The sequence below is a fragment of the Methylobacterium sp. V23 genome (assembly GCF_002917135.1).
Lineage (GTDB): Bacteria > Pseudomonadota > Alphaproteobacteria > Rhizobiales > Beijerinckiaceae > Methylobacterium.
The window spans coordinates 143,311-166,810 of the sequence record NZ_PDHT01000001.1 but is presented as its reverse complement, the minus strand read 5'-3'; the positions used below and the strand labels follow the sequence as shown (position 1 = coordinate 166,810).

Annotated in this window: 20 protein-coding genes; 9 read left to right on the top strand and 11 right to left on the bottom strand. The window is 73.0% G+C overall.

Annotation, left to right across the window (positions count from 1 at the left end; all coding sequences use genetic code 11):
- Positions 1–18 precede the first annotated feature (18 nt).
- The 3 genes from CRT23_RS00710 (at position 19) to CRT23_RS00700 (ending at position 2,911) form a co-directional block, all read left to right on the top strand.
- Positions 19–1,071 carry a tyrosine recombinase XerC gene (locus CRT23_RS00710; protein WP_103708214.1) on the top strand — a complete coding sequence of 351 codons (1,053 nt, stop codon included), beginning with the start codon at positions 19–21 and terminating at the stop codon, positions 1,069–1,071.
- A 28-nt stretch (positions 1,072–1,099) separates the two neighbouring features.
- Complete coding sequence (locus CRT23_RS00705; RefSeq protein ID WP_103708213.1) at positions 1,100–2,416, top strand: leucine-rich repeat-containing protein kinase family protein; 1,317 nt, start codon at positions 1,100–1,102, stop codon at positions 2,414–2,416.
- Between the two features lie 132 nt (positions 2,417–2,548).
- Complete coding sequence (locus tag CRT23_RS00700) at positions 2,549–2,911, top strand: hypothetical protein (protein WP_181017218.1); 363 nt, start codon at positions 2,549–2,551, stop codon at positions 2,909–2,911.
- A gap of 98 nt (positions 2,912–3,009) precedes the next feature.
- Here CRT23_RS00700 and CRT23_RS00695 read toward each other — a convergent pair whose 3' ends face one another.
- The gene (locus CRT23_RS00695; RefSeq protein ID WP_103708212.1) at positions 3,010–3,912 is read right to left on the bottom strand and encodes a LysR family transcriptional regulator; all 903 of its coding nucleotides are present in this window, start codon (positions 3,910–3,912) and stop codon (positions 3,010–3,012) included.
- A 146-nt stretch (positions 3,913–4,058) separates the two neighbouring features.
- Here CRT23_RS00695 and CRT23_RS00690 point away from each other — a divergent pair, with 146 nt between their 5' ends.
- Positions 4,059–4,943, top strand: a complete 885-nt coding sequence (locus tag CRT23_RS00690; protein ID WP_103708211.1) for an NmrA family NAD(P)-binding protein — start codon at positions 4,059–4,061, stop codon at positions 4,941–4,943.
- Between the two features lie 40 nt (positions 4,944–4,983).
- On the opposite strand, the gene CRT23_RS00685 is transcribed toward CRT23_RS00690, so the two are convergent.
- On the bottom strand, positions 4,984–5,754 hold the full coding sequence (locus tag CRT23_RS00685; RefSeq protein ID WP_055946983.1) for a glucose 1-dehydrogenase: 771 nt from the start codon (positions 5,752–5,754) through the stop codon (positions 4,984–4,986).
- Between the two features lie 112 nt (positions 5,755–5,866).
- Positions 5,867–7,498, bottom strand: coding sequence for an alpha-D-glucose phosphate-specific phosphoglucomutase (locus tag CRT23_RS00680; protein WP_103708210.1), 1,632 nt, complete (start codon positions 7,496–7,498; stop codon positions 5,867–5,869).
- Positions 7,499–8,044: 546 nt separating this feature from the next.
- Here CRT23_RS00680 and CRT23_RS00675 point away from each other — a divergent pair.
- The 3 genes from CRT23_RS00675 (at position 8,045) to CRT23_RS00665 (ending at position 14,682) form a co-directional block, all read left to right on the top strand.
- Positions 8,045–9,568: a DUF2252 domain-containing protein gene (locus tag CRT23_RS00675; protein ID WP_103708209.1), complete on the top strand. Its 1,524-nt coding sequence runs from the start codon at positions 8,045–8,047 to the stop codon at positions 9,566–9,568.
- Positions 9,569–10,072: 504 nt separating this feature from the next.
- Positions 10,073–13,318, top strand: a complete 3,246-nt coding sequence (locus CRT23_RS00670) for a helicase-related protein (protein ID WP_245435923.1) — start codon at positions 10,073–10,075, stop codon at positions 13,316–13,318.
- Between the two features lie 128 nt (positions 13,319–13,446).
- Positions 13,447–14,682: an oxalate decarboxylase family bicupin gene (locus CRT23_RS00665; protein WP_103708208.1), complete on the top strand. Its 1,236-nt coding sequence runs from the start codon at positions 13,447–13,449 to the stop codon at positions 14,680–14,682.
- A 63-nt stretch (positions 14,683–14,745) separates the two neighbouring features.
- Here the strand turns inward: CRT23_RS00665 and CRT23_RS00660 are convergent, their stop codons facing one another.
- The 8 genes from CRT23_RS00660 to CRT23_RS00625 all read right to left on the bottom strand — a co-directional run bounded on the left by CRT23_RS00660 (position 14,746) and on the right by CRT23_RS00625 (position 22,410).
- The gene (locus tag CRT23_RS00660) at positions 14,746–15,153 is read right to left on the bottom strand and encodes a hypothetical protein (protein WP_146056305.1); all 408 of its coding nucleotides are present in this window, start codon (positions 15,151–15,153) and stop codon (positions 14,746–14,748) included.
- 106 nt (positions 15,154–15,259) lie between these two features.
- Positions 15,260–16,234 (bottom strand): sulfonate ABC transporter substrate-binding protein, encoded by a 975-nt coding sequence (locus tag CRT23_RS00655; protein WP_103708206.1) that lies wholly within the window; start codon positions 16,232–16,234, stop codon positions 15,260–15,262.
- Between the two features lie 266 nt (positions 16,235–16,500).
- A complete protein-coding gene (ssuD, locus tag CRT23_RS00650) occupies positions 16,501–17,664 on the bottom strand; it encodes an FMNH2-dependent alkanesulfonate monooxygenase (RefSeq protein WP_103708205.1) in 1,164 nt (387 codons plus the stop codon).
- Between the two features lie 31 nt (positions 17,665–17,695).
- Positions 17,696–18,538, bottom strand: a complete 843-nt coding sequence (locus CRT23_RS00645; RefSeq protein WP_103708204.1) for an ATP-binding cassette domain-containing protein — start codon at positions 18,536–18,538, stop codon at positions 17,696–17,698.
- Between the two features lie 84 nt (positions 18,539–18,622).
- On the bottom strand, positions 18,623–19,405 hold the full coding sequence (gene ssuC / locus CRT23_RS00640; protein ID WP_055946974.1) for an aliphatic sulfonate ABC transporter permease SsuC: 783 nt from the start codon (positions 19,403–19,405) through the stop codon (positions 18,623–18,625).
- Between the two features lie 6 nt (positions 19,406–19,411).
- Positions 19,412–20,383, bottom strand: a complete 972-nt coding sequence (locus tag CRT23_RS00635; protein WP_103708203.1) for an aliphatic sulfonate ABC transporter substrate-binding protein — start codon at positions 20,381–20,383, stop codon at positions 19,412–19,414.
- Between the two features lie 13 nt (positions 20,384–20,396).
- Positions 20,397–20,993: an FMN reductase gene (gene msuE, locus CRT23_RS00630; protein WP_181017217.1), complete on the bottom strand. Its 597-nt coding sequence runs from the start codon at positions 20,991–20,993 to the stop codon at positions 20,397–20,399.
- Between the two features lie 331 nt (positions 20,994–21,324).
- Entirely contained in the window at positions 21,325–22,410 is a 1,086-nt protein-coding gene (locus tag CRT23_RS00625; protein WP_055948663.1) for an HD domain-containing phosphohydrolase, read from the bottom strand.
- A 411-nt stretch (positions 22,411–22,821) separates the two neighbouring features.
- On the opposite strand from CRT23_RS00625, the gene CRT23_RS00620 reads away from it, so the two are divergent.
- Positions 22,822–23,154 carry a DUF2293 domain-containing protein gene (locus CRT23_RS00620; RefSeq protein WP_082512782.1) on the top strand — a complete coding sequence of 111 codons (333 nt, stop codon included), beginning with the start codon at positions 22,822–22,824 and terminating at the stop codon, positions 23,152–23,154.
- Between the two features lie 133 nt (positions 23,155–23,287).
- The gene (locus CRT23_RS00615) at positions 23,288–23,497 is read left to right on the top strand and encodes a TOBE domain-containing protein (protein ID WP_055948660.1); all 210 of its coding nucleotides are present in this window, start codon (positions 23,288–23,290) and stop codon (positions 23,495–23,497) included.
- The last annotated feature ends 3 nt before the right edge of the window (positions 23,498–23,500 follow it).

The following is a 23,500-nucleotide window of genomic DNA, read 5'->3' as shown; positions in this document are numbered from 1 at the left end:
TCGGGCTTCAATGGCGGGATGGCCTCCTCCGCACCCGACCCGTCCCCCCTGCCAACCGACGCCCTGGCGTTTCCGGGGGATGCGGGCCTGCTCGCCGAGGCCCGGGCCTGGCAGGACGAGCTCGCCCGCGAGCGCCGCCTCTCGCCCAACACCGTCGAGGCCTATGCACGGGACCTGCGCCAGTTCCTGGCCCATCGCGCCGGGCGGCACGGCCGCCCCGGCATCGCCCAGCTCGTCGCCCTCAAGCCCCGGGACGTGCGCGCCTTCATGGCCGCGCGCCGGGCGGACGGGGTCGGCGGACGCTCGCTGATGCGGGCGCTGGCGGGCCTGCGCTCCTTCGCCCGCCACCTCGAGCGCCAGGGCCACGGCACCGTGGCGGCTCTGGGCGCCGTGCGCTCGCCCAAGGTGGAGCGGCGCCTGCCGCGCCCGATCCCCATCGACGCCGCCCGGGCGATGACCGGGCCGGAGCTGCGGGCCGGCGAGACCCGCGAGCCCTGGATCCTGGCCCGCGACGCGGCCGTGCTGGCCCTGCTCTACGGCTCGGGCCTGCGCATCTCGGAAGCCCTCGGGCTGACCGCGCGGGACGCGCCGGTGCCGGGGGTCGACGCCGTCACGGTGCTGGGCAAGGGCGGCAAGATGCGGATGGTGCCGGTGCTGCCGGTGGTCGCCGCGGCGGTGGCGGCCTATGTCGCGGCCTGCCCCTACGCCCTGGCGCCGGACGGCCCGCTCTTCGTCGGCGCCAAGGGCGGCCCGCTCTCGCCGCGGGTCATCCAGTACGCCGTGGCGGCGATGCGCGGCGGGCTCGGCCTGCCCCCGAGCGCGACGCCGCACGCCCTGCGCCACTCCTTCGCCACCCACCTCCTGGCGCGCCAGGGCGAGCTGCGGGCGATCCAGGAGCTGCTCGGCCACGCCTCGCTCGCCACGACGCAGCTCTACACCAAGATCGACGCCGCCCGCCTGATGGAGGCCTTCGACGCCGCCCATCCGCGCGCCGGTGCCGGCCGGGCCGCGGCCCTGCGCGCGAAAAGCCGTGCGCCCGGCCCCGCGCCCGCGCTAGAACCGGGGGCATGATCCGGCTCCCCCTCCCCGCGTCCCCGACATGACCCAGGATCTGCTGACGGCCCTGCGCCGGGGCGACTGCGCCGGGGCCCGGGCCCTGCGCTTCCCCCCCGGCCTCGCCGAATTCCCGCCCGAGATCTTCGGGCTCGCCGACACCCTCGAGCTGCTGGATCTCAGCGGCAGCCACCTCGCGGCGCTGCCAGCAGAGTTCGGCCGCCTGCGGCACCTGCGCGTGCTGTTCTGCTCGGGCAGCCGCTTCACCCGCCTGCCGCCGGTCCTGGGGGAATGCCCGGCCCTGAGCCAGGTCGGCTTTCGCGGCACCGGGCTGGTGGAGGTGCCGGGCGAAGCCCTGCCCCCCGCCCTGCGCTGGCTCACCCTCACGGACAACCGGATCGCCACCCTGCCGGACGCCCTCGGGCAGCGCCCGCGGCTGCAGAAGCTCATGCTCTCGGGCAATGCCCTGACGGCGCTGCCCGAGAGCCTGGCGGGAGCGCCGAACCTCGAACTGGTGCGCCTGGCCGCCAACCGCCTGGAGGCGCTGCCGTCCTGGCTGACCGCCCTGCCGGCCCTGGCCTGGACCTCCTTCGCGGGCAATCCCGTCGACGACGCGCCCGGGTGCCGCGACGTGCCGGGCGTGCCCTGGCACGCGCTCGAACCCGGCGACCTCCTCGGCGAGGGCGCCTCGGGCCGCGTCTACCGGGCGCTCTGGCGCCGCGACGGAGCCCCGGCCGAGGCCGTCGCGCTGAAGCTGTTCAAGGGCACCATGACCAGCGACGGCCTGCCCGAGCGCGAGATGGCGGCCTGCCTCGCGGCCGGCGCGCACCCGCACCTCACCGGCGCCCTGGGGCGCATCGTCGATCACCCGGCGGGGGCGGAGGGGCTGCTGATGCGGCTGTTGCCGGCGGCGTGGCGGGTGCTCGCCGGGCCCCCGAGCCTGGAGAGCTGCAGCCGCGACGTCTACGCGCCCGGCCTCGCCCTGACGCCGGCGGTGGCCCTGCGCATCGCCCGGGGCGCAGCGGAGGCCTGCGCCCATCTCCACGCCCGCCGGATCCTGCACGGCGACCTCTACGGCCACAACATCCTGTGGGACGGCACGGACGGCGCCGCCGTGGTCAGCGATTTCGGCGCCGCCTCGACCCTGCCCGAGGGCCCCGCCGGCGCGGCCCTGCGCCGGATCGAAGTGCGGGCCTGGGGACTGCTCCTGGGCGAACTCCTCACCCTTGCGGGCCTCGAATCCGGCCCCTGGCGCGACCTGGAGCGGGCCTGCACGGGGCCCGATCTCGGCGCGCGCCCGGCGTTCTCCGATCTTCTCGCCCTTCTCCCGACCGAGACCGCGGGCGCCGGCCGCGACGACTGATGTGCGGAAGGCACAGGCCCGGCCGGGCGTCGGCGTCGAGGGGCCGAAACCGCGCCCCGGCACGGTGCGGCCCCGATTTGGTCACGGTGCCCCGCCAGGGACCGCAGCCGGATTCAAGGGGTTACGGGGACCATGAAGGCATTGACCTCCGCACTGCTGCTCATCGGCGCCCTCGCGGCGCCGCAGGCCGCGATGGCCGCGAGCAAGACCACGGTGGGCGTGGGCACCGGCGCGGTGGCGGGCGCCCTGGTCGGCGGACCGGTGGGTGCGGTCGTGGGCGGCATCGTCGGCGGTTATATCGGCGCCACCTCCGAGAGCCCCCGCCCGCGCCGCCGCCGGGTGCGCGCCGCTCGGCGGGCCGCGGTCGCCCCGCGCAAGCTGCGGGTGGCCGAGGAGCGCGCCGCGCCGGTGCGCCCCGCTGCCCCGGCCGCCACCGGCAGCCTGACCCCGGTCCTCACCGCGCCCGCCGCGACCACCTGGCAGAACCCGCGCTAGCCGGGTCCGCAGCGGCGGGCCCTGCGCGGCCGGTCGGTCGCGGGGCGATTCACGCACGGGCACGGCGGCCGCCGCGCCCCGACCTCACGCCCCCGACCTCACACCTCTGACTCAGGCCCCACATAGGCGGCCAGCTCCTCCGGCGTGCCGTGGGGAAAGGCCCGCTTCAGGTGATCGAGGAAGGCCGCGACCCGCGCGCTGAGCAGCCGGCGCGAGGGATAGAGCGCCCAGAGCGCGATGTCGGGGCCGTCGATGTCGCCCCACCGCACCAGGGTGCCGGCAGCCAGGTCTCGGCTGACCAGCGAGATCGGCAGCCGGCCCGCGCCGATGCCGGCCCGGATCGCATCGCGCACCATGATGAGCGACGACAGGCGCAGCACGGGCTCGAAGGCGAGGGGCGACGGTCCGCCGGGGGTGCGCACGGACCAGGCATCGCCGCCGCCCGAGCCGCGCACCACGGCCGGCACGGGCCGGTCGCCGGTCGGCCGGGCGAGGTTCGGGCTCGCCACGACGACCAGGTGGTCGCGCAGGACGATGCGCCCGACCAGGCTCGCATCGGCCTCCGGATCGATCCGGATGGCGAGGTCGTAGCCCTCCTCGACCATGTCGACGGCCCGGTCCTCCGTGGTGACTTCGAGCCGGACCTCCGGGTGGGTCATCGCGAACGCGGCCGCCAGCTTCCCCATGGCGACCTGCGAGAACAGGAGCGGCGCACTGATCCGCAGGCGGCCGCGCGGCGTCGCGCTGCCCGAGGCGATGGCCGCCGCGGTCTCGTCGAGTTCGGCCAGCAACACCCCCGTCCGCGCGTGGAGGGCGCGCCCTTCCTCGGTGAGCGTCAGCGTGCGGCCGCCGCGCTCGAACAGGCGCAGGTCGAGGGCGGCCTCCAGCTCCGAGACCCGGCGCGACAGGGTCGCCTTCGGACGTCCGGCCGCCCGGGCGGCGCGCCCGAACCCGCCGTGGCGGGCGACGAGATTGAAGTCGGCGAGGGCGAGGAGATCCATGCGGTCCGCCACCTGTGTTCCCCCGCCCCGTGTTCCCCGACCCAGTGTTCCACCTGCGAGACGGACCGTCTAGATTGAGCGACTTTCGGCATCTGTGTGGATCACGCATCTCCGGGACCGTCACCACGGCAACCTGGAGAATCCCCATGCCCAACCGCACCACAGGCACCATCCTCGTCACAGGCGCCACCGGCACCATCGGTCGCGCGGTCGTCGACCAGCTCGTTCGACGGGGCGCCGACGTGCGCGCCCTGGTGCGCGATCCGGCCAAGGCCGCCCTCCCGGCCGGCGTCGCCGTCGTCCCGGGCGACCTGCTCGACGTCGAGTCCCTGCGCCGCGCCTTCGCGGGCGCCTCCACCCTGTTCCTGCTCAACGCGGTGGCGGCGGACGAAGTCACCCAGGCGCTGATCGCGCTCAACGTCGCTCAGGAGGCCGGGATCCGGCGGGTGGTCTACCTGTCGGTGATCCACAGCGACGTCTACGTGAACGTCCCGCACTTCGCGGGCAAGTTCGGAGTCGAGCGGATGATCGAGGCGATGGGCTTCGAGGCCACCATCCTGCGGCCCGCCTACTTCATGAGCAACGAGCACACGATCAAGGACGTCGTCCTCCAGCACGGCATCTACCCGATGCCGATCGGCGCCAAGGGACTCGCCATGGTCGACGAGCGCGACCTCGCCGAGGTGGCCGCCCTGGCGCTGCTGCGCCGCGCGCAGGCCGAGGGTCCAATTCCGTGCGAGCGGATCAACGTCGTCGGCCCCGAGACCCTGACGGGCGAGGCGGTGGCCAGGATCTGGTCGGAGGTGCTGGGCCGCCCGGTCGCCTATGGCGGCGACGACACCGTCGGGTTCGAGCGGACCCTGCAGGCGTTCATGCCGGGCTGGATGGCCTACGACATGCGCCTGATGGCCGAGCGCTTCCTCACCGACGGCATGGTCCCGGAGCCCGGCGACGTCGCGCGCCTCACCGCGCTCCTGGGCCGCCCCCTGCGGACCTATCGCGACCGTGCGGCCGCGATCGCGGCCGCCTGACGCGCCGCGTGGCCTGCGCCCGGCCGCCGCGCCGGGCGCCTCAGGCGCCGCCCCACTGCATGGTCAGGCCGCCATCGACCACCAGGGTGTGGCCGGTGACGTAGTCGGCATCGTCCGAGGCGAGGTAGAGGATCGCCTTGGCGATCTCGTCCGGCTGGCCGGCCCGGTGCCACGGGATGCGCTCCAGGGACTGGGCGAGCTTGTCCGGGTTCTCGAAGCGGTCGCGAGTCATCGGCGTCTCGATCAGGCCGGGTGCCACGTTGTTGACGTTGATCCGGTCCTCGGCCAGCTCCCGCGCCAGGCTGCGGCAGAGGGAACCGACGCCCGCCTTGGACATGCCGTAGGGGGCGCTCTCCGGGGTGGGCAGGTGCTGGGCCACCGAGGAGACGATGACGATCTTGCCGCGCCCGCCCTGGGCCCGGCGAACCTTGATGAAGGCCCGTGCGCAGAAGACCGGGGCCATCAGGTTGACGCGCAGGATCTGCTCCAGCTTGCCGTCGTCCATCTCGGCCACCGGCATGCCGCTCATGGCCTGGCCGGCATTGTTCACCAGGATGTCGAGGACGCCGAGCTCCTGGGCCACCTGCGCGAAGGTCGCCTCCACCGAGGCCGGGTCGCCGACGTCATTCTGGATCACGAGGCAGCGGCGGCCCGCCGCCTCGACCCGGCGCGCGGTCTCGCGGGCACCGTCCGCGTCGGTGTTGTAGGTGATCGCCACGTCGGCGCCCTGGCGGGCGAACAGCTCGGCCGTCGCCTGCCCGATGCCCGAATCCGCGCCCGTGATCAGCGCGCGTTTGCCTTGCAGCGTCATGTCAGCCCGTCTCCTCGCACCGTTCGAATCGATGCGGGGACAAGGGACCGGCGCCCGGACCTGTTCCGGCCCGCGACGCCGGATCACGGGCCCCGATGGGGGACCCTAGGCCTCAGGTGATGACGCTCGGCTCGGAGCGGCCGGTGAGCGCGGCGATGTCGGCGAGGTCGTTGGCCACCGCCACCACCGGGGCCAGCACCTCCGCCACCGGCAATTCGAGCCGGTCGGGGGCGGATTCGTAGCGCTCGATGTAGACCCGCAGGGTCGCCCCCGCCGTACCGGTGCCGGAGAGGCGGTAGACCACCCGGGCATCCTCCGCGAAGGTGACGCGCACGCCCTGCTGCGCGGTGACGGAGCCGTCGACGGGATCGACGTAGCGGAAGTCGTCCGCCGCCGCGACCGTGAGGGTGCCGAACGTCGTGCCCGGCAGGGTGGCGAGCTTGGCCCGCAGGCCCTCCATCAGGCGCTTGGCGGCCTCGGAATCGATCTCCTCGTAATCGTGCCGGGTGTAGTAGTCGCGCCCGAACCGGGCCCAGTGGCCCCGCACCACGTCCTGGGCCGGCTTGCCCGTCACCGCCAGGATGTTGAGCCAGATCAGCACGGCCCAGAGCCCGTCCTTCTCGCGGACGTGGTTCGAGCCGGTGCCGGCGCTCTCCTCGCCGCAGAGGGTGATCAGGCCGGCATCGAGCAGGTTGCCGAAGAACTTCCAGCCGGTGGGGGTCTCGTAGGCGGGGATGCCCAGCGACGCCGCGACCCGGTCGAGGGCCCGGCTCGTCGGCATGGAGCGGGCGACGCCCGCCAGGCCTCGCGCGTAGCCGGGGGCGAGGTGGGCATGGGCGGCCAGGATCGCCAGGCTGTCGCTCGGCGTCACGAACAGGCCCGGGGCCACGATCATGTTGCGGTCGCCGTCGCCGTCCGAGGCCGCGCCGAGGTTCGGCGCCGCGGGGCTCAGCATCAGCGCGTAGAGGTCGTGGGCGTGGACGGGGTTCGGGTCCGGATGGTGGCCGCCGAAATCCTCCCGCGGCGTACCGTTGAGGACGGTGCCGGGCTCGGCCCCGAACACGCCCTCCAGGATGGCGTGGGCGTAGGGGCCCGTGACCGCGCTCATGGCGTCGAAGCGCATGCGGAAGCCGCCGGCGAACAGGCGCGTGATCGCGTCGAAGTCGATGAGTTCGCGCATCAGCGCGAGGTAGTCGGCGACGGGGTCGATCACCGCGACGGTCATGTCGCCGAGCCGGGTCTCGCCGACCGTGTCGAGGTCGAGGTCGGGTCCCTCGACGATCCGGTATTCGGTCAGCGCCTGGGTGCGGGCGTGGATCGCCGCCGTGACGGTCTCGGGGGCCGGGCCGCCATTGGCGGTGTTGAACTTGATGCCGAAATCACCGTCGGGCCCGCCCGGGTTGTGGCTCGCCGACAGGATGATGCCGCCGATGGCGCCGTGCTTGCGGATGACGCAGGACGCGGCCGGGGTCGAGAGCAGGCCGCCCTGGCCCACCAGCACGCGGGCGAAGCCGTTGGCGGCCGCGATCTTCAGGGTGGTCTGCACCACCTGGCGGTTCAGGAAGCGCCCGTCGCCGCCGAGCACCAGGGTCGCGCCCGCCCGGTCGGGAATGCAGTCGATGATCGCCTGGACGAAGTTCTCGACGTAGTGCGCCTGCTGGAAGACCGGGACCTTCTTGCGCAGGCCGGACGTGCCCGGCTTCTGGTCGTCATAGGGCGTCGTCGGGACGGACGTTACGGACATCGTTCAAGCACTCCTGAATCGCCGCGCTCAAGAACGCGGTTTGCCGCTGCGGGTCAATCGGCGCCGGCTCGCAGGGGCACCGGCCGTCCAGGCAAGCATCGCGCCGATGGCGGGCGGACAGGCAAGATGAAGCAACCGGCGAAGACCGGGATGCTCTTAAGATTTCGCTAACAACGCCGCTCTCCTCAAAGCACATTCGACTTGTCGCGCCGCGAAATCCATGCTTCTTGGATCTCGGCCAGGTGGGTGAGTGTCGAGCCAGGATCCCCGCAAGGATTCGTACGTCCGGTTCAAATCCGGACCCCGGCCTCCAGCCTGCACGTCCGCGCCGTGACGGCGCGTCGTCGATCCTCATCCTCCCGATCCGGGCGGACGACGGGGCGGAACGCAGGCCGGCGCAACGCTCACCTGCATCCCATCGTCCCGGCGGTCGTCCCGGCCGTGCCTCCGCCCCGGGATGAATCCCGGTCCTGAGACGTGTTGCCCCGGGAACGATCGCAAACGGTCAAGATTTGTCCTTCACGAAGTCGCGTGTGAGGACCGTGTATGGAATGCCCCCAGGATGTCAGCCTCCGCGCTGACGGGTCGAGCGCGACCGGTCTCCAGCGGGAGGGCCTCCAGCAGGAGGCGATCCAGCAGGAGGCCGAGGACATCCTGCTGGCTCCCCTGGCCGACATCCCCCGCATCAACCTGCGCGAGGCCGGCGAGCCGTGGGACAAGCGCCGGCACGCCGGCAAGGCCCTGCGCGAGGTCGTGCCCCATGCCGCCCACGCGCCCTGGACCCCGCCGGACCACCGGCCCGACCCCGTCGCCCTGATCGAGGCCGCCCATCGCGGACGCCAGGAGCACCTGATTCCCCTGCGGGTCGCCCGCATGGCGAGCTCGCCCTTCGCGTTCCTGCGCGGGGCCGCCCACGTCATGGCCTGGGACCTCGCCCACACCCCGCGCAGCGGCATCACGGTGGTGATGAACGGCGACGCGCACCTGGCCAATTTCGGCCTGTTCGGCACGCCCCAGCGCGACATCGTGCTCGATCTCAACGACTTCGACGAGGTCACGATCGGCCCCTGGGAATGGGACCTGAAGCGCCTCGTGGCCAGCATCGAGGTGGCGGCGCGCACCGACGGGGTCGCCAAGGCCGAGCGCCGCGAGGCCGCCCTCGCGGCGGTGGCGGGCTACCAGCACACCATGACCGAGCTGGCGCCGCAGGGGCCCCTCGACGTCTGGCACCAGGCGGCCCGGGCCGACCAGCTCGACTTCGCCGGCCTCACCATCGACGCCCATTCCGAGGCGGTGATCACCAAGGCGGTGGAGAAGGCGCGCAAGAAGCACAACAAGAGCCTGCTCGCCCGGGTCGGCGAGCGCCGCACCGACGGCGGCTGGCGCTTCAAGGAGGAGCCCCCGATCCTCACGGGCGTCGATGCGGAGACGCGCGAGGCGGTGATCGGCGGGCTGGAGCACTATGCCGAGACCCTGCCGCGGGAACGCCGGTTCATGCTGAGCCGCTACCACGTGGTGGACGTGGCCCACCGGGTCGTCGGGGTCGGCAGCGTCGGCACCCGGGCCTACGTCGCCCTCCTGTGCGGCAATTCCGACCAGGACGTCCTCTTCCTCCAGGTCAAGGAGGCGGTGACGCCGGCCCATGCCCCCTACCTCGCGGGCATGCCGGACGCCTATGGCGACCACGAGGGCGAGCGGGTGATCTACGGCCAGCGCCTGCTCCAGGCCGTGGGCGACCCGCTGCTGGGCTGGACCACGATCGAGGGCCGGCCGTTCTACGTGCGCCAGATGAAGAACATGAAGGGCGACATCCCCGTGGCCGGCCTTACCGGCCAGCCGCTGATCTACTTCTCCTGGGCCTACGGTGCCCTGCTGGCGCGGGCGCATGCCCGCACGGGGGATGCCGCCGCCATCGCGGGCTATTGCGGACGGGACCGGCACTGCGACCTGCGCGAGGCCCTGGCCGACTGGGCCTTCGCCTATGGCGACCAGAACGAGGCCGACTTCGCGGCCTTCCAGGCGGCCATCGCGCAGGGCCGCCTGGAGGCGGCCCCCGACCCGGAGATGTAATCCACAGGCCTGCGACAAACTGGGGACGGCGGGCCAAAGCACGGAGCCCGAGGCCCCCCGGACGCGTTTCCCGAGACCTCTCCTCGAGCCGGGCAGCGCACACCCCAGATGGCAAAACGCAGGACCGCGTCGTCTCCCGCTTCGACCGTGACTTCCCAGGAACTGAACCAGGAATCGGGCCAAGTACCGAGCCAGGAATCGAGCCAAGTACCGAGCAGGGCGGCGACCAGGGCGCCCCGCGCCAAGGCGGCCCCGAAATCCGCCTCCCGCAAGGCTGCGGGGACGGCGGCCGAGCCGGTGTCCCGGGAGGCATCCGGCCCGGACTCGAGCTCGGAAACCAGCAAGGCACCGGGCAAAGCCGCCGGCAAGGAACCCGGAACGGACCGCCCGGCAGCCGCGCAGGCCGCCCCGGGCGGCCCCGAGATCGTGGCTCCGCTGGTGCCCACCGGTGCCCTGGCCGTCGCCCTCCTGGACCTGACCCGGACGGGCAAGCCCCTGGTCCACATGGCCCGCGAGAGCCACCGGCTCGACGTCATCGCGAAGATCCTGCGGGCGCTGTCGCCCGAGCGCAGCGTCGCGATCTACCCGGAATGGGACTGCCTGCCCTATGACCGGGCGTCGCCCTCGCGCGGGGTGATGGGCGCGCGCACCGGCGTGCTGCGCTGGCTCACCGACACGGCCGCCCTGCCCGACATCGTCCTCACCACCGCCCCCGCCCTGATCCAGCGCGTGCCCCCGGCCGAGACCTGGGCGCAGGCGCGCCTGGAGGTCCGGGTCGGCGATGCCCTCGATCCGTGCGCCGTCTCGGCCTTCCTGCAGCGCCTCGGCTACATCCTCGACGACCGGGTCGACGAGCCCGGCGAGGTCGCGGTCTGGGGCCGGACCGTGGACGTCTTCCCGGCCGCCGCCGACCGCCCCTGCCGCATCGAGTACGAGGCGGGCCGGGTCACCGCGATCCGCTCCTACGATCCGGTCTCGCAGCGCTCGCTGGCCGATGCCGACCTGCTCGTGATCGACCCCGCCACGGAGATCGTCCTGCCCGAGGGCTCGGAGAGCCGGCTCGCGCCCTTCACCGGCCAGGAACACGGCCTCGCCCGGTTCTACCCGTCCCTCGTCACCGTCCTCGACCAGGTGCCCGAGGCGCGCCTCGTGGTCGAGGACGGGGCTGAGGAGCGGGCGCAGGCCTTCTTCGAGCAGATCGCCGAGGGCCGCGAGGCCGCGGCCCGGTCCCGGCGCGGCGGGGCCGATGACGGCGGCCTCTACCTCGGTCCAGAGGACTGGGCGGCCCAGCTCGCGGCACGCCGGGTCGCCGAGGCCCAGGAGGCTCAAGGGGCTCAGGGGGCTCAGGGGGCTCAGGGGGCCGAGGATCTCACGATGCCGGCCTTCGTGCGCAAGGCCCGGCCGAACACGGCCTTGGCCGAGACCCTGCGCGAGCGCCTGAAGGCGGGCGACCGCATCCTCCTCACGGGGCCGGCCGAGCCCCTGGCGCGGCTGGTGCGCATCGCCGAGCGGGCGCTGGGCCGCAAGGCCCGGACGGTGCGGGACTGGGCCGAGGCCGTCGCGGCCAAGCCCGGCGCGCTCCTCAGCCTGGAGGCCCCGATCGAGGCGGGCTTCCGGGTGCCCGGCGCGGGGATGGCGGTGGTGGCCGCCGCCGACCTGTTCGGCGCCCGCGCCGCAACGGTCGCGGCCGGGGGCCCGAGCGCCATCCTGCCCATCGGCGAGGTCGAGCTGCGCATCGGCGACGTCGCCGTCGACCGCGACAACGGGCTCTGCGTGTTCGAGGGCCTGGAGGCGGTGAGCACCGGCGACGGCGGAAGCGAGGACGCCTTGCGCCTGCGCTTTGCCGGCGACGGCATCCTGATGGTGCCGGTCTCGCAGGCCGACCGGATCTGGCGCTACGGCTCCGAGGCCGAGGCCGTGACCCTCGACAAGCTGGAGGGCGGAAGCTGGGCCAAAGGATCCTGGGGACGCCGTCGCCTGGAGGCGGAGGCCTGCATGGCCCGGGCCGCCCGGGTGATGCTGGCCGATGCCGAGAAGCGCCGGGAAATCCGGGCGCCGGTGCTGGTGCCGCCGGACCGGGAGATGGAGCGCTTCGCCGCCGGCTTCGGCTTCGCCCTGACCGCCGACCAGGCGGCGGCGGTGAGCGGCGTGGCCGCCGACCTCGCCTCGGGCCGGCCGATGGACCGCCTCGTCTGCGGCGACGTCGGCTTCGGCAAGACCGAGGTGGCCCTGCGCGCCGCGGCCGCCGCGGTGTTCGCCGGCAAGCAGGTGGCGATCGTCGCCCCGACCACCGTGCTGGCGCGCCAGCACGTGCAGACCTTCACCCGGCGCTTCGCCCGCTTCGGCATCGCGGTTGCCCACCTGTCCCGCCTCGTCTCGGCCGCCGAGGCCAAGCGGGTGAAGGCGGGGCTGGCCGATGGCACGATCCGCCTGGTGGTCGGCACGCACTGCCTGGCGGCCAAGGGCGTGGGCTTCGCCGATCTCGGCCTGATGGTCATCGACGAAGAGCAGCGCTTCGGCGCCCGGATCAAGCAGGGGCTGCGGGAGGCGGCGGGCGACGGCCACGTGCTCACGCTCACGGCGACCCCGATCCCCCGCACGCTGCAGAGCGCGCTGGTGGGGCTCCAGAGCCTCAGCGTCATCGCCACGCCGCCGTCCGTGCGCCAGCCCATCCGCACCGTGATCGCGCCCTTCGAGGACGAGGCGATGCGCGACGCCCTGCTGCGCGAGCACCGGCGCGGCGGCCAGAGCTTCGTCGTCTGCCCGCGCATCGAGGACATCGCCCCGATGGCCGCGCGCCTCGCCAAGCTGGTGCCGGACCTGCAGACCCGGGTGGCCCATGGCGAGCTCAACGCCGCCGAGATGGACGACGTGATGGTGCGCTTCGCCGACGGCGAGGGCGACGTGCTGCTGGCCACCAGCATCATCGAGAGCGGGCTCGACGTGCCGCGCGCCAACACCATGCTGGTCTGGGATGCGGAGCGCTTCGGCCTGTCGCAGCTGCACCAGCTGCGCGGCCGGGTCGGGCGCGGCCAGCGCCGCGGCGTGGTCTACCTCCTCAGCCGCCCCGACCGGCCGCTGACGCCCGCCACCGAGAAGCGCCTGCGGACGCTGGAAGCCCTCGACCGCCTCGGCGCGGGCTTCGCGATCAGCGCCCGGGACCTCGACCTGCGCGGGGCCGGCGATCTCGTCGGCGAGAACCAGGCCGGCCACGTCAAGCTCATCGGGCTCGGGCTCTACCAGCACCTGCTGCACCTGGCCCTGCGCGCGGCCAAGGGCGAGCCGGCCGAGGACTGGAACCCGGAGATCCGCCTCGGCCTCTCGGGTGCCGTGCCGGCCGACTACGTGCCCGAGCCCGAGGTGCGGCTCAGCCTCTACACCCGTCTCCTGCGCCTCACGAACCCGGAGGAGGTGGAGGCCCTGTGCAGCGAGGTGGTGGACCGCTTCGGCCCGCCGCCCGCCCCGTTCGAGGACTTGATCGCCCTGGCCCGGCTCCGGGTCGGCTGCCTGGGGCTGGGCATCCACCGCCTCAGCGGCGGACCGCAGGGGCTGGCCGCCGACCTGCGTCCGAGCGCGCCGCCGCTGCAGGTTCCGGTCCACGCCCACATCGTGCGCAAGGACAACCGCGTGCTCCTGCGCCAGGGTAGCGAAGATCCGGCGACGCGCGGGCGCCTCGCCGCCGCCTTCCTGGAGCGGCTTCGGGCGCAGGGCGAGCGACCGGCGCCGGCCGTTACGGCCGCGGCGGCCTGAGCGGCGCGCGCACGAGGGCGTGAGGCACGGAACGGCCGTCGCCGGGGGCCGATTGACCGGAGGCAAGGGGGCGCCCAGCGGCGCCCCCGGTTGCCACCCGAGACCTGAATGCCCGAGACCCGCCGCTCATGACCGACCTGTCCCGCCGAAGCCTCCTGGCCGCCACGGCCGCCGGGGGATCCCTCCTCACCGTGGCGGGCGCGCAGGGCCAGCCCGCGGCGCCCGCGGCGCAGAGCCCGATCCGGGGCAAGGACGGCGCTTCGATCCTCGGGCCCCGCAATCCGGCCCGGGAGGCGGAGGACCCCTTCACCCTGCGCCCGCCCCGGACCGACCACGGCACGATGCCGAACCTGAAATGGTCCTTCGCCGACAGCCACATGCGCCTCGAAGAGGGCGGCTGGGCCCGGCAGACGACGATCCGCGAACTCCCGGTGTCGAAGGCGATGGCGGGGGTGAACATGCGGCTCGGCGCCGGGGTGGTGCGCGAGATGCATTGGCACAAGGAGGCCGAGTGGGCCTACATGCTGAAGGGCCGGGCCCGGATCACCGCGGTGGATGCGCAGGGGCGGACCTTCGCGGACGATGTCGGCGAGGGCGACCTCTGGTACTTCCCCTCGGGCATCCCGCACGCGATCCAGGGCCTGTCCGCCGACGGCGTCGACGGCTGCGAGTTCCTGCTGGTCTTCGACGACGGCGGATTCTCGGAGGATTCCACCTTCCTGCTCACCGACTGGCTGGCGCATACGCCCAAGGAGATCCTGGCCAAGAACTTCGGCCTGCCGGAGAGCGCCTTCGCGGGCGTGCCGGAGAAGGAGCTCTACATCTTCCCGGGGCCGACGCCCGGCCCCCTGGACGCGGACCGGATGGGCGGCGCCGGCCCGGTGCCGGAGCCCTTCAGCCACCGGATGCTGGCCCAGGCACCCCTGAGCCTGCCGGGCGGCACCGTGCGCATCACCGATTCCTCGGTGTTCAAGGCCTCGAAGACCATCGCGGCCGCCCTGGTGGAGTTGCAGCCCGGGGCCATCCGCGAGCTGCACTGGCACCCGAACGGCGACGAGTGGCAGTTCTACATCGCGGGCCAGGGCCGCATGACGGTGTTCGGCTCGGAATCGAAGGCCCGCACCTTCGACTACCAGGCCGGCGACGTCGGCTACGTGCCCTTCGCCATGGGCCACTACATCGAGAACACCGGCACGACGCCCCTGAGCTTCCTGGAGATGTTCCGCAGCCCGACCTACGCCGACATCTCCCTGCGCCAGTGGCTCGCCCTCACCCCGCACGCCCTGGTGGCGGCGCACACCCATCTCAGCGCGGCGGATCTCAACCGCCTGCCGGGGGTCAAGGCGCCGGTGCTGCCGGGCTGACGCGAGGGCATCGGATCGCGCGGACGCGGAACTGTCGGGGTCGTGATCCGGGAGGATGACTTCTCACAGGCATGTTGCGCCCTGATCTCCCGCCGCCGAGACGAGATAGCCGTTCCGCGCCTGCCAGCGCACGCGCCACGTCATCATGCAGCCCGGCATCGAAAGTTGGAGAACCGCCCGTCGCATGCCCGACTCTTCGAAGACGGGCTGGGTGAACCCTTCGGTGCGCAGGCGCTGGATCATGTCGGGCTCCGGAAATCCCGGCGGAAAGACTTCGGCGATGCGCGTCTGGAAGGCGTCACTGGCCTCGTCAAATTTGTCCGGCAGCCCCCGGACGAGGGGAGGCTTCGTGATCGCCGGCACGGCGGCCTGGAGCGCCCAGATCGGCACCGCGACCAATATGCCGAGCGCGAGCACGACGGCGCCACTTAACACTCGAACGACGATCCGACCTTCCACGAGCACCACCATGGATTGGATGCAGTCTTTCACCTCATCGGCTTCGGCACGATAGCTCTCCGTCGGCGAACTCTCAACCTAGGGGTGTACAGACCGGAATAGCCGAAACCGCCTCGACCTAGCTCCCAGGCTTCCTCACCGCCGCGGCCACGTCCACGGGCTTCGGCAGCAGGCCGAGGCGGTGGAAGGTGTCGGCGACTCGCTGCTGGTCGGCGGTGGTCTCGGCGTTCAGGGGCGTGACCCCGTAGGTGAGGCGGCGCAGGGCCACCGTGAGGATCGGCGCCGGGATGCCGACGGAGGGGGCGAGTTCGGCCGCCACCGCGTCGGTGTTATCCTTGGCCCAGGCGTCGATCGCGCCGATCGCCGCCAGCGTCGCGTCGAGGGCGGGGCCGTTGGCGGCGGCGAAGGCGCGGGTCGAGAGGTAGAACTGGCGGTTGGGCACGAGGTCGGTGCCGTCGACGAGGATGCGGCCGCCGGTGCTGCGCTCGCCCGAGGCGAGGTAGGGGTCCCAGATCGCCCAGGCGTCCACGGCGCCCCGCGCGAAGGCGGCGGCGCCGTCGGCCGGCGCCAGGAAGGTCGGCGTCACCGCCGCGTAGGGCACGCCCGCCTGCTCCAGGGCCCGGACCAGGAAGTAGTGGACGTTCGAGCCCTTGTTCAGGGCGATCTTCCTGCCGCGCAGGTCCGCGACCGTGCGGATCGGGCCGTCCTCGGCCACCAGGATCGCCTCGCCCTTCGGCGCGGCCGGCTCGTGGCCGACATAGAGCAGGTCCGGGTTAGCGGCCTGGGCGAAGATCGGGGGCGCTTCGCCGGCCGAGCCGAGATCGACCGCCCCGGCGTTCAGCGCCTCCATCAGGGGCGGCCCCGAGGGGAACTCGGCCCAGGCGACGCGGTAGCCCAGGGGCTTCAGGCGCTGCTCCAGCAGGCCCTTGCCCTTAAGGAGGACCAGGGTGCCGTATTTCTGGTAGCCGATCCGGATCACCCGCTCGTCCGCGCGGGCGTGCAGGATGCCGAAGGTCAGCAGCGCCAGGGCGCTGAGCAGGACCCAGGCGCGGCGGGTGGCGTCGGTGCGGAGGGCGTGGGTGGCGGCGGGCATGGGAGGCTCCTTCGGGCGGGGATGCTCTGGCGCGATCTTCGATGAATGAACCCAGCCGCTCGGCGTCCCTCCGCGCTCCGTCATCCCGGGGCCGCGCAGCGGAGCCCGGGATCGAGAAACACGGAGGGCGCAGCATTCGACGCTGTCGCGGCTCTGGATTGCACGCCTCCGGCGCGGCCCTTCGGGTCCGGGCTCGCCCGCGGCGCCCCGGAATCACGGTGGCTCTCGTGTCCGCCAGGCTCTCGTCGCCCGCGGACGTCGCCCCCTCAATGCGCCGCGATGCGGCGGCTCGGAACGATGTCGTTGGCGATGACCTCGCCGAACGGGCCGTTGTTGCGGGCGTTCGTGGCCGCCACGCCGGTGGTGGCGCGCAAGGGGAGCTTGGGGAAGACCAGCTCGGCGAAGCGGTAGGCCTCCTCCAGGTGCGGGTAGCCCGAGAGGATGAAGCGGTCGATGCCGAGGTCGATGTACTCCTTCATCCGGTCGGCAACCTGGTCTGCCGAGCCGACCAGGGCGGTGCCGGCGCCACCGCGCACGAGGCCGACCCCGGCCCAGAGGTTCGGCGAGACCTCGAGCTTGGTGCGGTCGCCCCCGTGCAGGGCCATCATGCGGCTCTGGCCGACGGAATCCTGGCGCTTCAGGGTGGCCTGCGCCTTGGCGATGGTCGCGTCGTCGAGGCGCGAGATCAGGGACTCGGCGGCCGCCCAGGCCTCCCCTTCCGTCTCGCGCACGATGACGTGCAGGCGGATGCCGTAGGAGAACGTCTTGCCCTTGCGGTCGGCGGCTTCCCTGGCGCGCGCGATCTTCTCGGCGACCCCGGCCGGGGGCTCGCCCCAGGTCAGGTAGACCTCGCAATGCTCGGCGGCGACGTCGATGCCGGCCGGCGAGGAGCCGCCGAAATACAGCGGCGGATAGGGGGCCTGCACGGGTGGGAAGATCACCCGGCCCTCCTCCACCCGGAGGTGCTTGCCTTCGTAGCTGACCGTCTCGCCCGACATCAGCCCGCGCCAGATGTGCAGGAACTCGTCCGTCACGACGTAGCGCTCGTCGTGGTCGAGGAAGACGCCGTCGCCGCGCAGCTCCACCGGGTCGCCGCCCGTGACGACGTTGATGAGCAGGCGCCCGTCCGAGATCCGGTCGAGGGTCGCGGCCATGCGGGCCGCCACGGCGGGCTCCTGCAGGCCGGGGCGGACGGCCACGAGGAAGCGCAGGCGCTTCGTCAGGGGCGCCAGCGCCGAGGCCACCACCCAGGAATCCTCGCAGGAGCGTCCCGTGGGCAGGAGCACGCCGTAGTAGCCGAGCGCGTCCGCGGCCTGGGCGATCTGGCGCAGATAGGCGAGCGAGACGTCGCGGGCGCCGTCCTGGGCACCGAGGTAGCGGCCGTCGCCGTGGGTGGGGAGGAACCAGAGAACGTCGGTCTGTCCGGTCATGGGAACTCTTTCTTGAAGCTGGAAGCGGCGCTCAGGACGGCGCGCGCTCGGACAACAGGTGGTCGAGGATGCGGCCTTCCAGGGCCGCGAGGTCAGCATCGCCCCGCCGGCGCGGGCGCGGCACGTCCACGGCGACGTCGAGGGCGATGCGGCCGGCCTCCACCACGAGGATGCGGTCGGCCATCGCCACGGCTTCGGCGACGTCGTGGGTGACGAGGATCGCGGTGAACCCCTGCGCCCGCCAGATCCGCTCGATCATCGCCTGCATGTCGATGCGGGTCAGGGCGTCGAGGGCGCCGAGCGGCTCGTCGAGGGCGAGCAGCCCGGGGCGGCTGACGAGGGCGCGGGCCAGCGCCACCCGCTGGCGCTGGCCGCCCGACAGGGTTGCGGGCCAGTTCCCGGCCTTCTCGGTGAGGCCGACCTCGGCCAGCGCCGCCTCGGCCCGGGCGCGGCGCTCCGCCCGGGAGCCGCCCTCGCCGAGGCCCACCGCCACGTTGTCGACGACCCGGGCCCAGGGCAGCAGGCGCGGCTCCTGGAACATGATCCGCTTCGGCGGGGTCCGCACCGCCCGGGTTTCCAGGGCGATCCGGCCGGCGCTCGCCTGCTCCAGGCCGAGGATCAGGCGCAGCAGGGTGCTCTTGCCGCAGCCCGAGCGCCCGACCACGGCCACGAACTGCCCGGCCGGGATGTGCAGGTCGAGGCCCTCGATCACCGTGTGGTCGTCGAAGTCCTTGCGCAGGTCGCGCAGGGTGACGCCGATGCCCGTGGCGGAGGGCGGCGCGGCGCGGGCCGGCGCCCTGGAGGCGGCGACCTCGCGCGGTTTCGGATCGCGGGTCTGGGCGTCCTCGGGGACGCGAAGGGCGGTGGCGAGCATGGGACGGACCGTCGGAGGGAAGAGGGGGATCGGTGCGAGCGCCGCCGGGCTGGCCCCGTGCCGGCGCTCGTCGAAGGGCGCGCGTCAGGCGTTCCGGTAGGCCGGGTTCCAGGCCAGGAACCGGCGCTCCAGCAGCCGGGTCACGGCGTCGGCGGCCTTGCCGAGGCCGGCATAGATCACGATCGCCAGCACCACGACGTCCACCAGCATGAACTCGCGGGCCTGCATCGCCATGTAGCCGAGGCCGGAGGAGGCCGAGATCGTCTCGGCCACGATGAGCGTCAGCCACATGATGCCGAGGGCGTAGCGCAGGCCCACGAAGATCGAGGGCAGCGCACCCGGCAGGACCACGCGCCGGAACAGGGTGGCGGGCGACATGCCGTAGACCCGGCCCATCTCGACGAGCTGCGGGTCCACCGAGCGGATGCCGTGCAGCGTGTTGGCGTAGACGGGGAAGAACACCCCGATGGCCACGAGGAAGAGCTTGGCCCCCTCGTCGATGCCGAACCACAGGATCACCAGGGGGATCAGCGACAGGTGCGGGATGTTGCGGATCATCTGCAGCGTGGTGTCGGTGAGGCGCTCGGAGAGCCGCGACAGGCCGTTGGCGAGGCCGAGGGCGAAGCCGATGCCGCCGCCGATCAGGAAGCCGACGGCCGCCCGGGCGAAGCTGATCGAGAGGTTGCTCCAGAGCTCGCCGCTGCGGGCCGCCTGCCAGCCGGCCGCGACGACCCCCGAGGGGGCGGGCATGAACCGGGTGGAGACGAGGCCCGTCGACGCGGCGGCCTGCCAGCCGAGCAGGATCGCGGCGGGCACGAGCCAGGGCGTCAGGCGCTCGAGGATGCGGGTGCGGACGGAGGGGATCATCGGGTGTCAGCCCTTGCTCGCCGGCGGCGCGGGCGGCGTCCACACGGCCTCGCGGATGCGGATGGGGTTGGCGATCAGGCCCAGCGCCTGGAAGCGGTCGGCCACGCGCTGCTGGCCGGCGATGACCGCCTCGGTGAGCGGCGCGATGACGTAGACGCTGCGGTCGACGGCGCGCCGGGTCGCGTCGAGGGGCACGCCGGTGCCCTTCGCGAGCAGGGCGGCCACCTCCGGGCGATGGGCCTCGCACCAGGCGGCCACCTCGGCCAGGGCGCCGATCGCCGCCTGCACCACGGGGGCGTTGGCGTTCGTGAAGTCGCGGTTGCCGAGGAAGAAGTTGGTGGGTTTCTCGATCTCGACGGCGCTGGCCAGGATGCGGGTGCCGGGCTGGCGCTCGGCGATGGCGAAGTACGGGTCCCAGATCGCCCAGGCGTCGACGGCGCCCCGCGCGAAGGCCGCCGCCGCATCGGCGGGCGCCAGGGTCACGGGCTCGATGTCCGTATAGGCCAGCCCCGCCTTCTCCAGGGCGCGGACGACGAGGTAATGGGCGCTCGATCCCTTGGCGAAGGCGACGCGCTTGCCCTTGAGGTCGGCGAGCGTCGTCAGGGGCGAGCCCTGCGGCACGAGGATCGCCTCGCCGGAGCCCCCCGCATCCTGGGCCGCCACGTAGAGCAGGGTGTTGCCGGCGGCCTGGGCGAAGACGGGGGGCGGCGCGCCGGTCTGGCCGAAATCGATGGCGCCGACGCCGAGGGCTTCGAGGACGGGGGGACCGAACGAGAACTCGGTCCAGCGCACGGCCACGCCCAGGGGCTTCAGCGCCCGCTCGATGCTGCCCTGCTGCTTGGCGACGACGAGGATGCCGTTCTTCTGGTAGCCGATCCGGAAGGTGCCGGCCTCCCCGGCCAGGGCCTTCCTGGTCAGGATTGGGACGGGCAGGCCGGCCGCCAGGGCGCCGGCCAGGAGGGTGCGTCGGGACAGCATCGGCGGGGCGCCCTCAGCCGGCGCTGGCGAAGGCGGCGACCGGAGCCGCGGCCTCCGGTGCGGCGATCCGGGCGGCCCGGGACTGGAGCAGCTCCGCGAGCTGGCTCGCCGCGTCGGCGATGCGCGCCTTCACGCCCGGGTCGACGAGGACGCCGTCGCGAAAATCCCCGTCCGAGCCGTAGACCGCGCTGGGGATGGTGTGGGCGCTGAAGAACCCGAAGAGCGGACGCAGGGCATGCTCGACCACCAGGGCGTGGCGCGGGCCGCCGCCGGTGGCCGAGAGGATCACGGGCTTGCCCACGAGGGCCGCCGGATCGACGAAGTCGAACAGGTGCTTGAACAGCCCCGTATAGGCCCCCTTGTAGACCGGCGAGCCGACGATGAGCGCGTCGGCACCCTCGATGGCCTCGACGATGCGGCGGGCCGGCAGCGGCAGCAGGTCCCGCGACCAGGCGGCGCCGAGCCCCGGGCCGGCATCCACCATGTCGAACAGGCGGATCTCGGCCCGCAGGTGCGTGCCCACCGCCTCGGCCAGGGACTCGGCCAGCGCCCGGGTCTTCGAGGGGCGCTGGAGATTGGCGGTGAAACCGACGATGCGGGGCAGCGACATAGGGTGACTTTCGTATGCGCCAAGATCTCCAGACGTGACTGCGCCATCGCCCAAGACGAGCGTCGGTCAACACTGGCAGTTCTAGAGATCTTTGCTCTGGTAAACGGGCGTTGCCACGGGTTTTCCGTGACGTCGTTCTGACGAAAACGTGCCCGTTGCCCGCACGAGAATCAATGAAACGTTCTTTTGAATGCGTGCCACCGCGGAGAGGATCTCTCCGGGGTGCGCGCCGCCGGGAGATGATCCCGTTCGACAGGCATTATCGTGCCGCGATTCCGCGTGCCGGACGCTGCCGGGCCTCGTCCGGCCGGACGGCGCCCGGGCTCGCGCCTCAGACGACCGCGTCGTCGAGCGTGCCCTGCAGCACGACCCGGCGGAACGCCGCCAGGAGGTCGGCATCGAGCTTGGGCAGCATGCCCTGCATCAGGGCATGGGCGTCCCCGTGGGGCAGCGGATCGCGATAGGGGCGCCGCTCGGTCAGGGCCGAGTGGATGTCGCAGATGGTGACGAGGCGCACGAGGTCCGGGATCGCCGCCCCCGCGAGGCGGTCGGGATAGCCGCTGCCGTCGAGCATCTCGTGGTGCGAGCGCACCACCGCGAGGGTCGCGGCGTCGAACCCGCCCTGGGCGGCGAGGAGGTCGGCGCCGATGGCCGGATGGGTGCGCATCACCGCCATCTCCTCCGCGGTGAGGCGGCCGGGCTTGTTCAGGATCGCCAGGGGGATCTTCGCCTTGCCGACATCGTGCAGGAGGGCGGCGCGCGCCAGGCGCTTCTGGTCGGCGCGGGCGAGCCGCAGGCCGGCCCCGAAGGCGGCGGCGTAGCCGGCGACGCTGAGGGAGTGCTGGTAGAGCTGCTGGTCGTGGCTCTGAATGATCTCGAGCCAGGTGCGGATGCCGGACTCGGAGACGGCCGCCAGGATCAGCTCGGTGCCGGCGTCGACGCCCTCCGCACTCACGGGACGGCCGGCCTCGGCCGCCTCGAAGGCGCCCGCCACCAGGCTGACGGCGGCCCGCGCCCGCTCCGCGATGTCCCGGACCTTGCGGGCGGGAGCGGCGACGGCGCTCCGGCGGGCGGCCTGCCAGGTGTCCACGAGGGCGAAGAGGGTGGCGAGGACCGCCGTGCGGGGCGCATCCGCCGGCAGGGTTCGGGTTGCAACGGCGGACCGGCCGCGCGCGGCGGGGGGCTGGTTGGTGAGCTGCAGGCTCGCGACCCGGGAGCCGTGGAGCCGGGCGATCCAGGCGGCGGCCAGGCGCGCGTCGCCGCTGATGTCGACCACGGCGACGAGGGGCAGCACCGCCGGCAGGGCCTCGCGGGGCTCGATGCAGCGGCAGGTGACCACGTTCTCGACCGCGCGGCAGAGCAGGGCCGCCAGCTGCGGCCTGTCCGAAACGATGAGAACGGAATTGTCCTGTGTCACGAGCGGGTCCGTCAACCTGGTGCGCGGTCCGGCATCCGAGCCCGACCCTCAACATTTGACAGCAAAACATTATCGAACAATTCACGACAAAGCATTAGGCAGTCGTGGCGCTTCCTCTACGTGGTTTCTGCGGATGAGCGACCGGTGTCGGCGCAGACAAAATCCCATTTCGGCACAGATCAGGCAACGCGAGCGCGCCGAGAGCTTGTCAACCTCTCGATGCCGTCGCCCCGGGCGGAGGTTCATGCGGCCGTTGGCGCCTGCGACGACGTGGGGCAGGTGAATCGCCGACGCCCGGCCGCCGGTGCGCCGGCGGCCGGGCGTCGGTCGTGGACTTTTGCGCCGTGGTCGCGCACCTCGTGCCGGCCCGACTCGGATCGGGCGGAGGGCGGCGATGACGGAGGACGGGCGATGAACCGGCGCGAGGCGGTGGCGGCGGCCCTGGCGCAGGTGGCTCCGCGCCTGCCCGAATTCGAGACCGAGGCGGTGATCGATCGCGCCCTAGCGAGCCCGGGCCTGCGCAACGCGCGCCCGGACAACGCGGCCTGGCTCGCCCTCGTGGCCTATGCCCGCCACGTCTTCACCGAGTACGACGACCTGCTGGCGGACGGCTACGACCGCGACAGCGCCCGCCACTTCATCCGCGACGACCTCAACGCCGCCCTCGCGGCGTGGGGTTCGCGCCGCCGGGTCTCGGAGGAGGAGACCGCGCCGGACGAGGAAGAGGCGGACGAAGCCCCGTGAGCCCGATCACGGTCGCGTGGGCTTGGGTACTGGGTTGCATCCGGACGGGTTGCAACGCGCCGGCGCGAACGGCATCGTCCCGCCGCGCCGGCCCATTCGTCCGGGCCGGGCCAAGTGGAGGGAACCCATCGTCATGAAGATCAGCGCACGCAACGTCCTCAAGGGCAAGGTCGTCTCGGTCGAGAAGGGGGCCACCACGGCCCACGTGAAGATCGAGATCGCCGGCGGCCAGCTGGTCACCGCCTCGATCACCAACGAATCCGTCGACAGCCTGAAGTTGACCGTGGGCGGCGAGGCTTATGCCGTGGTGAAGTCTTCCGACGTCCTGGTCGCGGTGGATTGAGGA

Bases quoted from the DNA above. Each gene is read 5' to 3' on its own strand.
- msuE (WP_181017217.1), bottom strand. From the start codon at position 20,993: ATGTCGCTGCCCCGCATCGTCGGTTTCACCGCCAATCTCCAGCGCCCC.
- CRT23_RS00660 (WP_146056305.1), bottom strand. From the start codon at position 15,153: ATGGTGGTGCTCGTGGAAGGTCGGATCGTCGTTCGAGTGTTAAGTGGC.
- CRT23_RS00620 (WP_082512782.1), top strand. From the start codon at position 22,822: ATGAACCGGCGCGAGGCGGTGGCGGCGGCCCTGGCGCAGGTGGCTCCG.
- CRT23_RS00675 (WP_103708209.1), top strand. From the start codon at position 8,045: ATGGAATGCCCCCAGGATGTCAGCCTCCGCGCTGACGGGTCGAGCGCG.
- ssuD (WP_103708205.1), bottom strand. From the start codon at position 17,664: ATGACCGGACAGACCGACGTTCTCTGGTTCCTCCCCACCCACGGCGAC.
- CRT23_RS00685 (WP_055946983.1), bottom strand. From the start codon at position 5,754: ATGACGCTGCAAGGCAAACGCGCGCTGATCACGGGCGCGGATTCGGGC.
- CRT23_RS00655 (WP_103708206.1), bottom strand. From the start codon at position 16,234: ATGCCCGCCGCCACCCACGCCCTCCGCACCGACGCCACCCGCCGCGCC.
- CRT23_RS00670 (WP_245435923.1), top strand. From the start codon at position 10,073: ATGGCCCGCGAGAGCCACCGGCTCGACGTCATCGCGAAGATCCTGCGG.
- ssuC (WP_055946974.1), bottom strand. From the start codon at position 19,405: ATGATCCCCTCCGTCCGCACCCGCATCCTCGAGCGCCTGACGCCCTGG.
- CRT23_RS00665 (WP_103708208.1), top strand. From the start codon at position 13,447: ATGACCGACCTGTCCCGCCGAAGCCTCCTGGCCGCCACGGCCGCCGGG.
- CRT23_RS00635 (WP_103708203.1), bottom strand. From the start codon at position 20,383: ATGCTGTCCCGACGCACCCTCCTGGCCGGCGCCCTGGCGGCCGGCCTG.
- CRT23_RS00695 (WP_103708212.1), bottom strand. From the start codon at position 3,912: ATGGATCTCCTCGCCCTCGCCGACTTCAATCTCGTCGCCCGCCACGGC.
- CRT23_RS00645 (WP_103708204.1), bottom strand. From the start codon at position 18,538: ATGCTCGCCACCGCCCTTCGCGTCCCCGAGGACGCCCAGACCCGCGAT.
- CRT23_RS00690 (WP_103708211.1), top strand. From the start codon at position 4,059: ATGCCCAACCGCACCACAGGCACCATCCTCGTCACAGGCGCCACCGGC.
- CRT23_RS00710 (WP_103708214.1), top strand. From the start codon at position 19: ATGGCCTCCTCCGCACCCGACCCGTCCCCCCTGCCAACCGACGCCCTG.
- CRT23_RS00705 (WP_103708213.1), top strand. From the start codon at position 1,100: ATGACCCAGGATCTGCTGACGGCCCTGCGCCGGGGCGACTGCGCCGGG.
- CRT23_RS00615 (WP_055948660.1), top strand. From the start codon at position 23,288: ATGAAGATCAGCGCACGCAACGTCCTCAAGGGCAAGGTCGTCTCGGTC.
- CRT23_RS00700 (WP_181017218.1), top strand. From the start codon at position 2,549: ATGAAGGCATTGACCTCCGCACTGCTGCTCATCGGCGCCCTCGCGGCG.
- CRT23_RS00680 (WP_103708210.1), bottom strand. From the start codon at position 7,498: ATGTCCGTAACGTCCGTCCCGACGACGCCCTATGACGACCAGAAGCCG.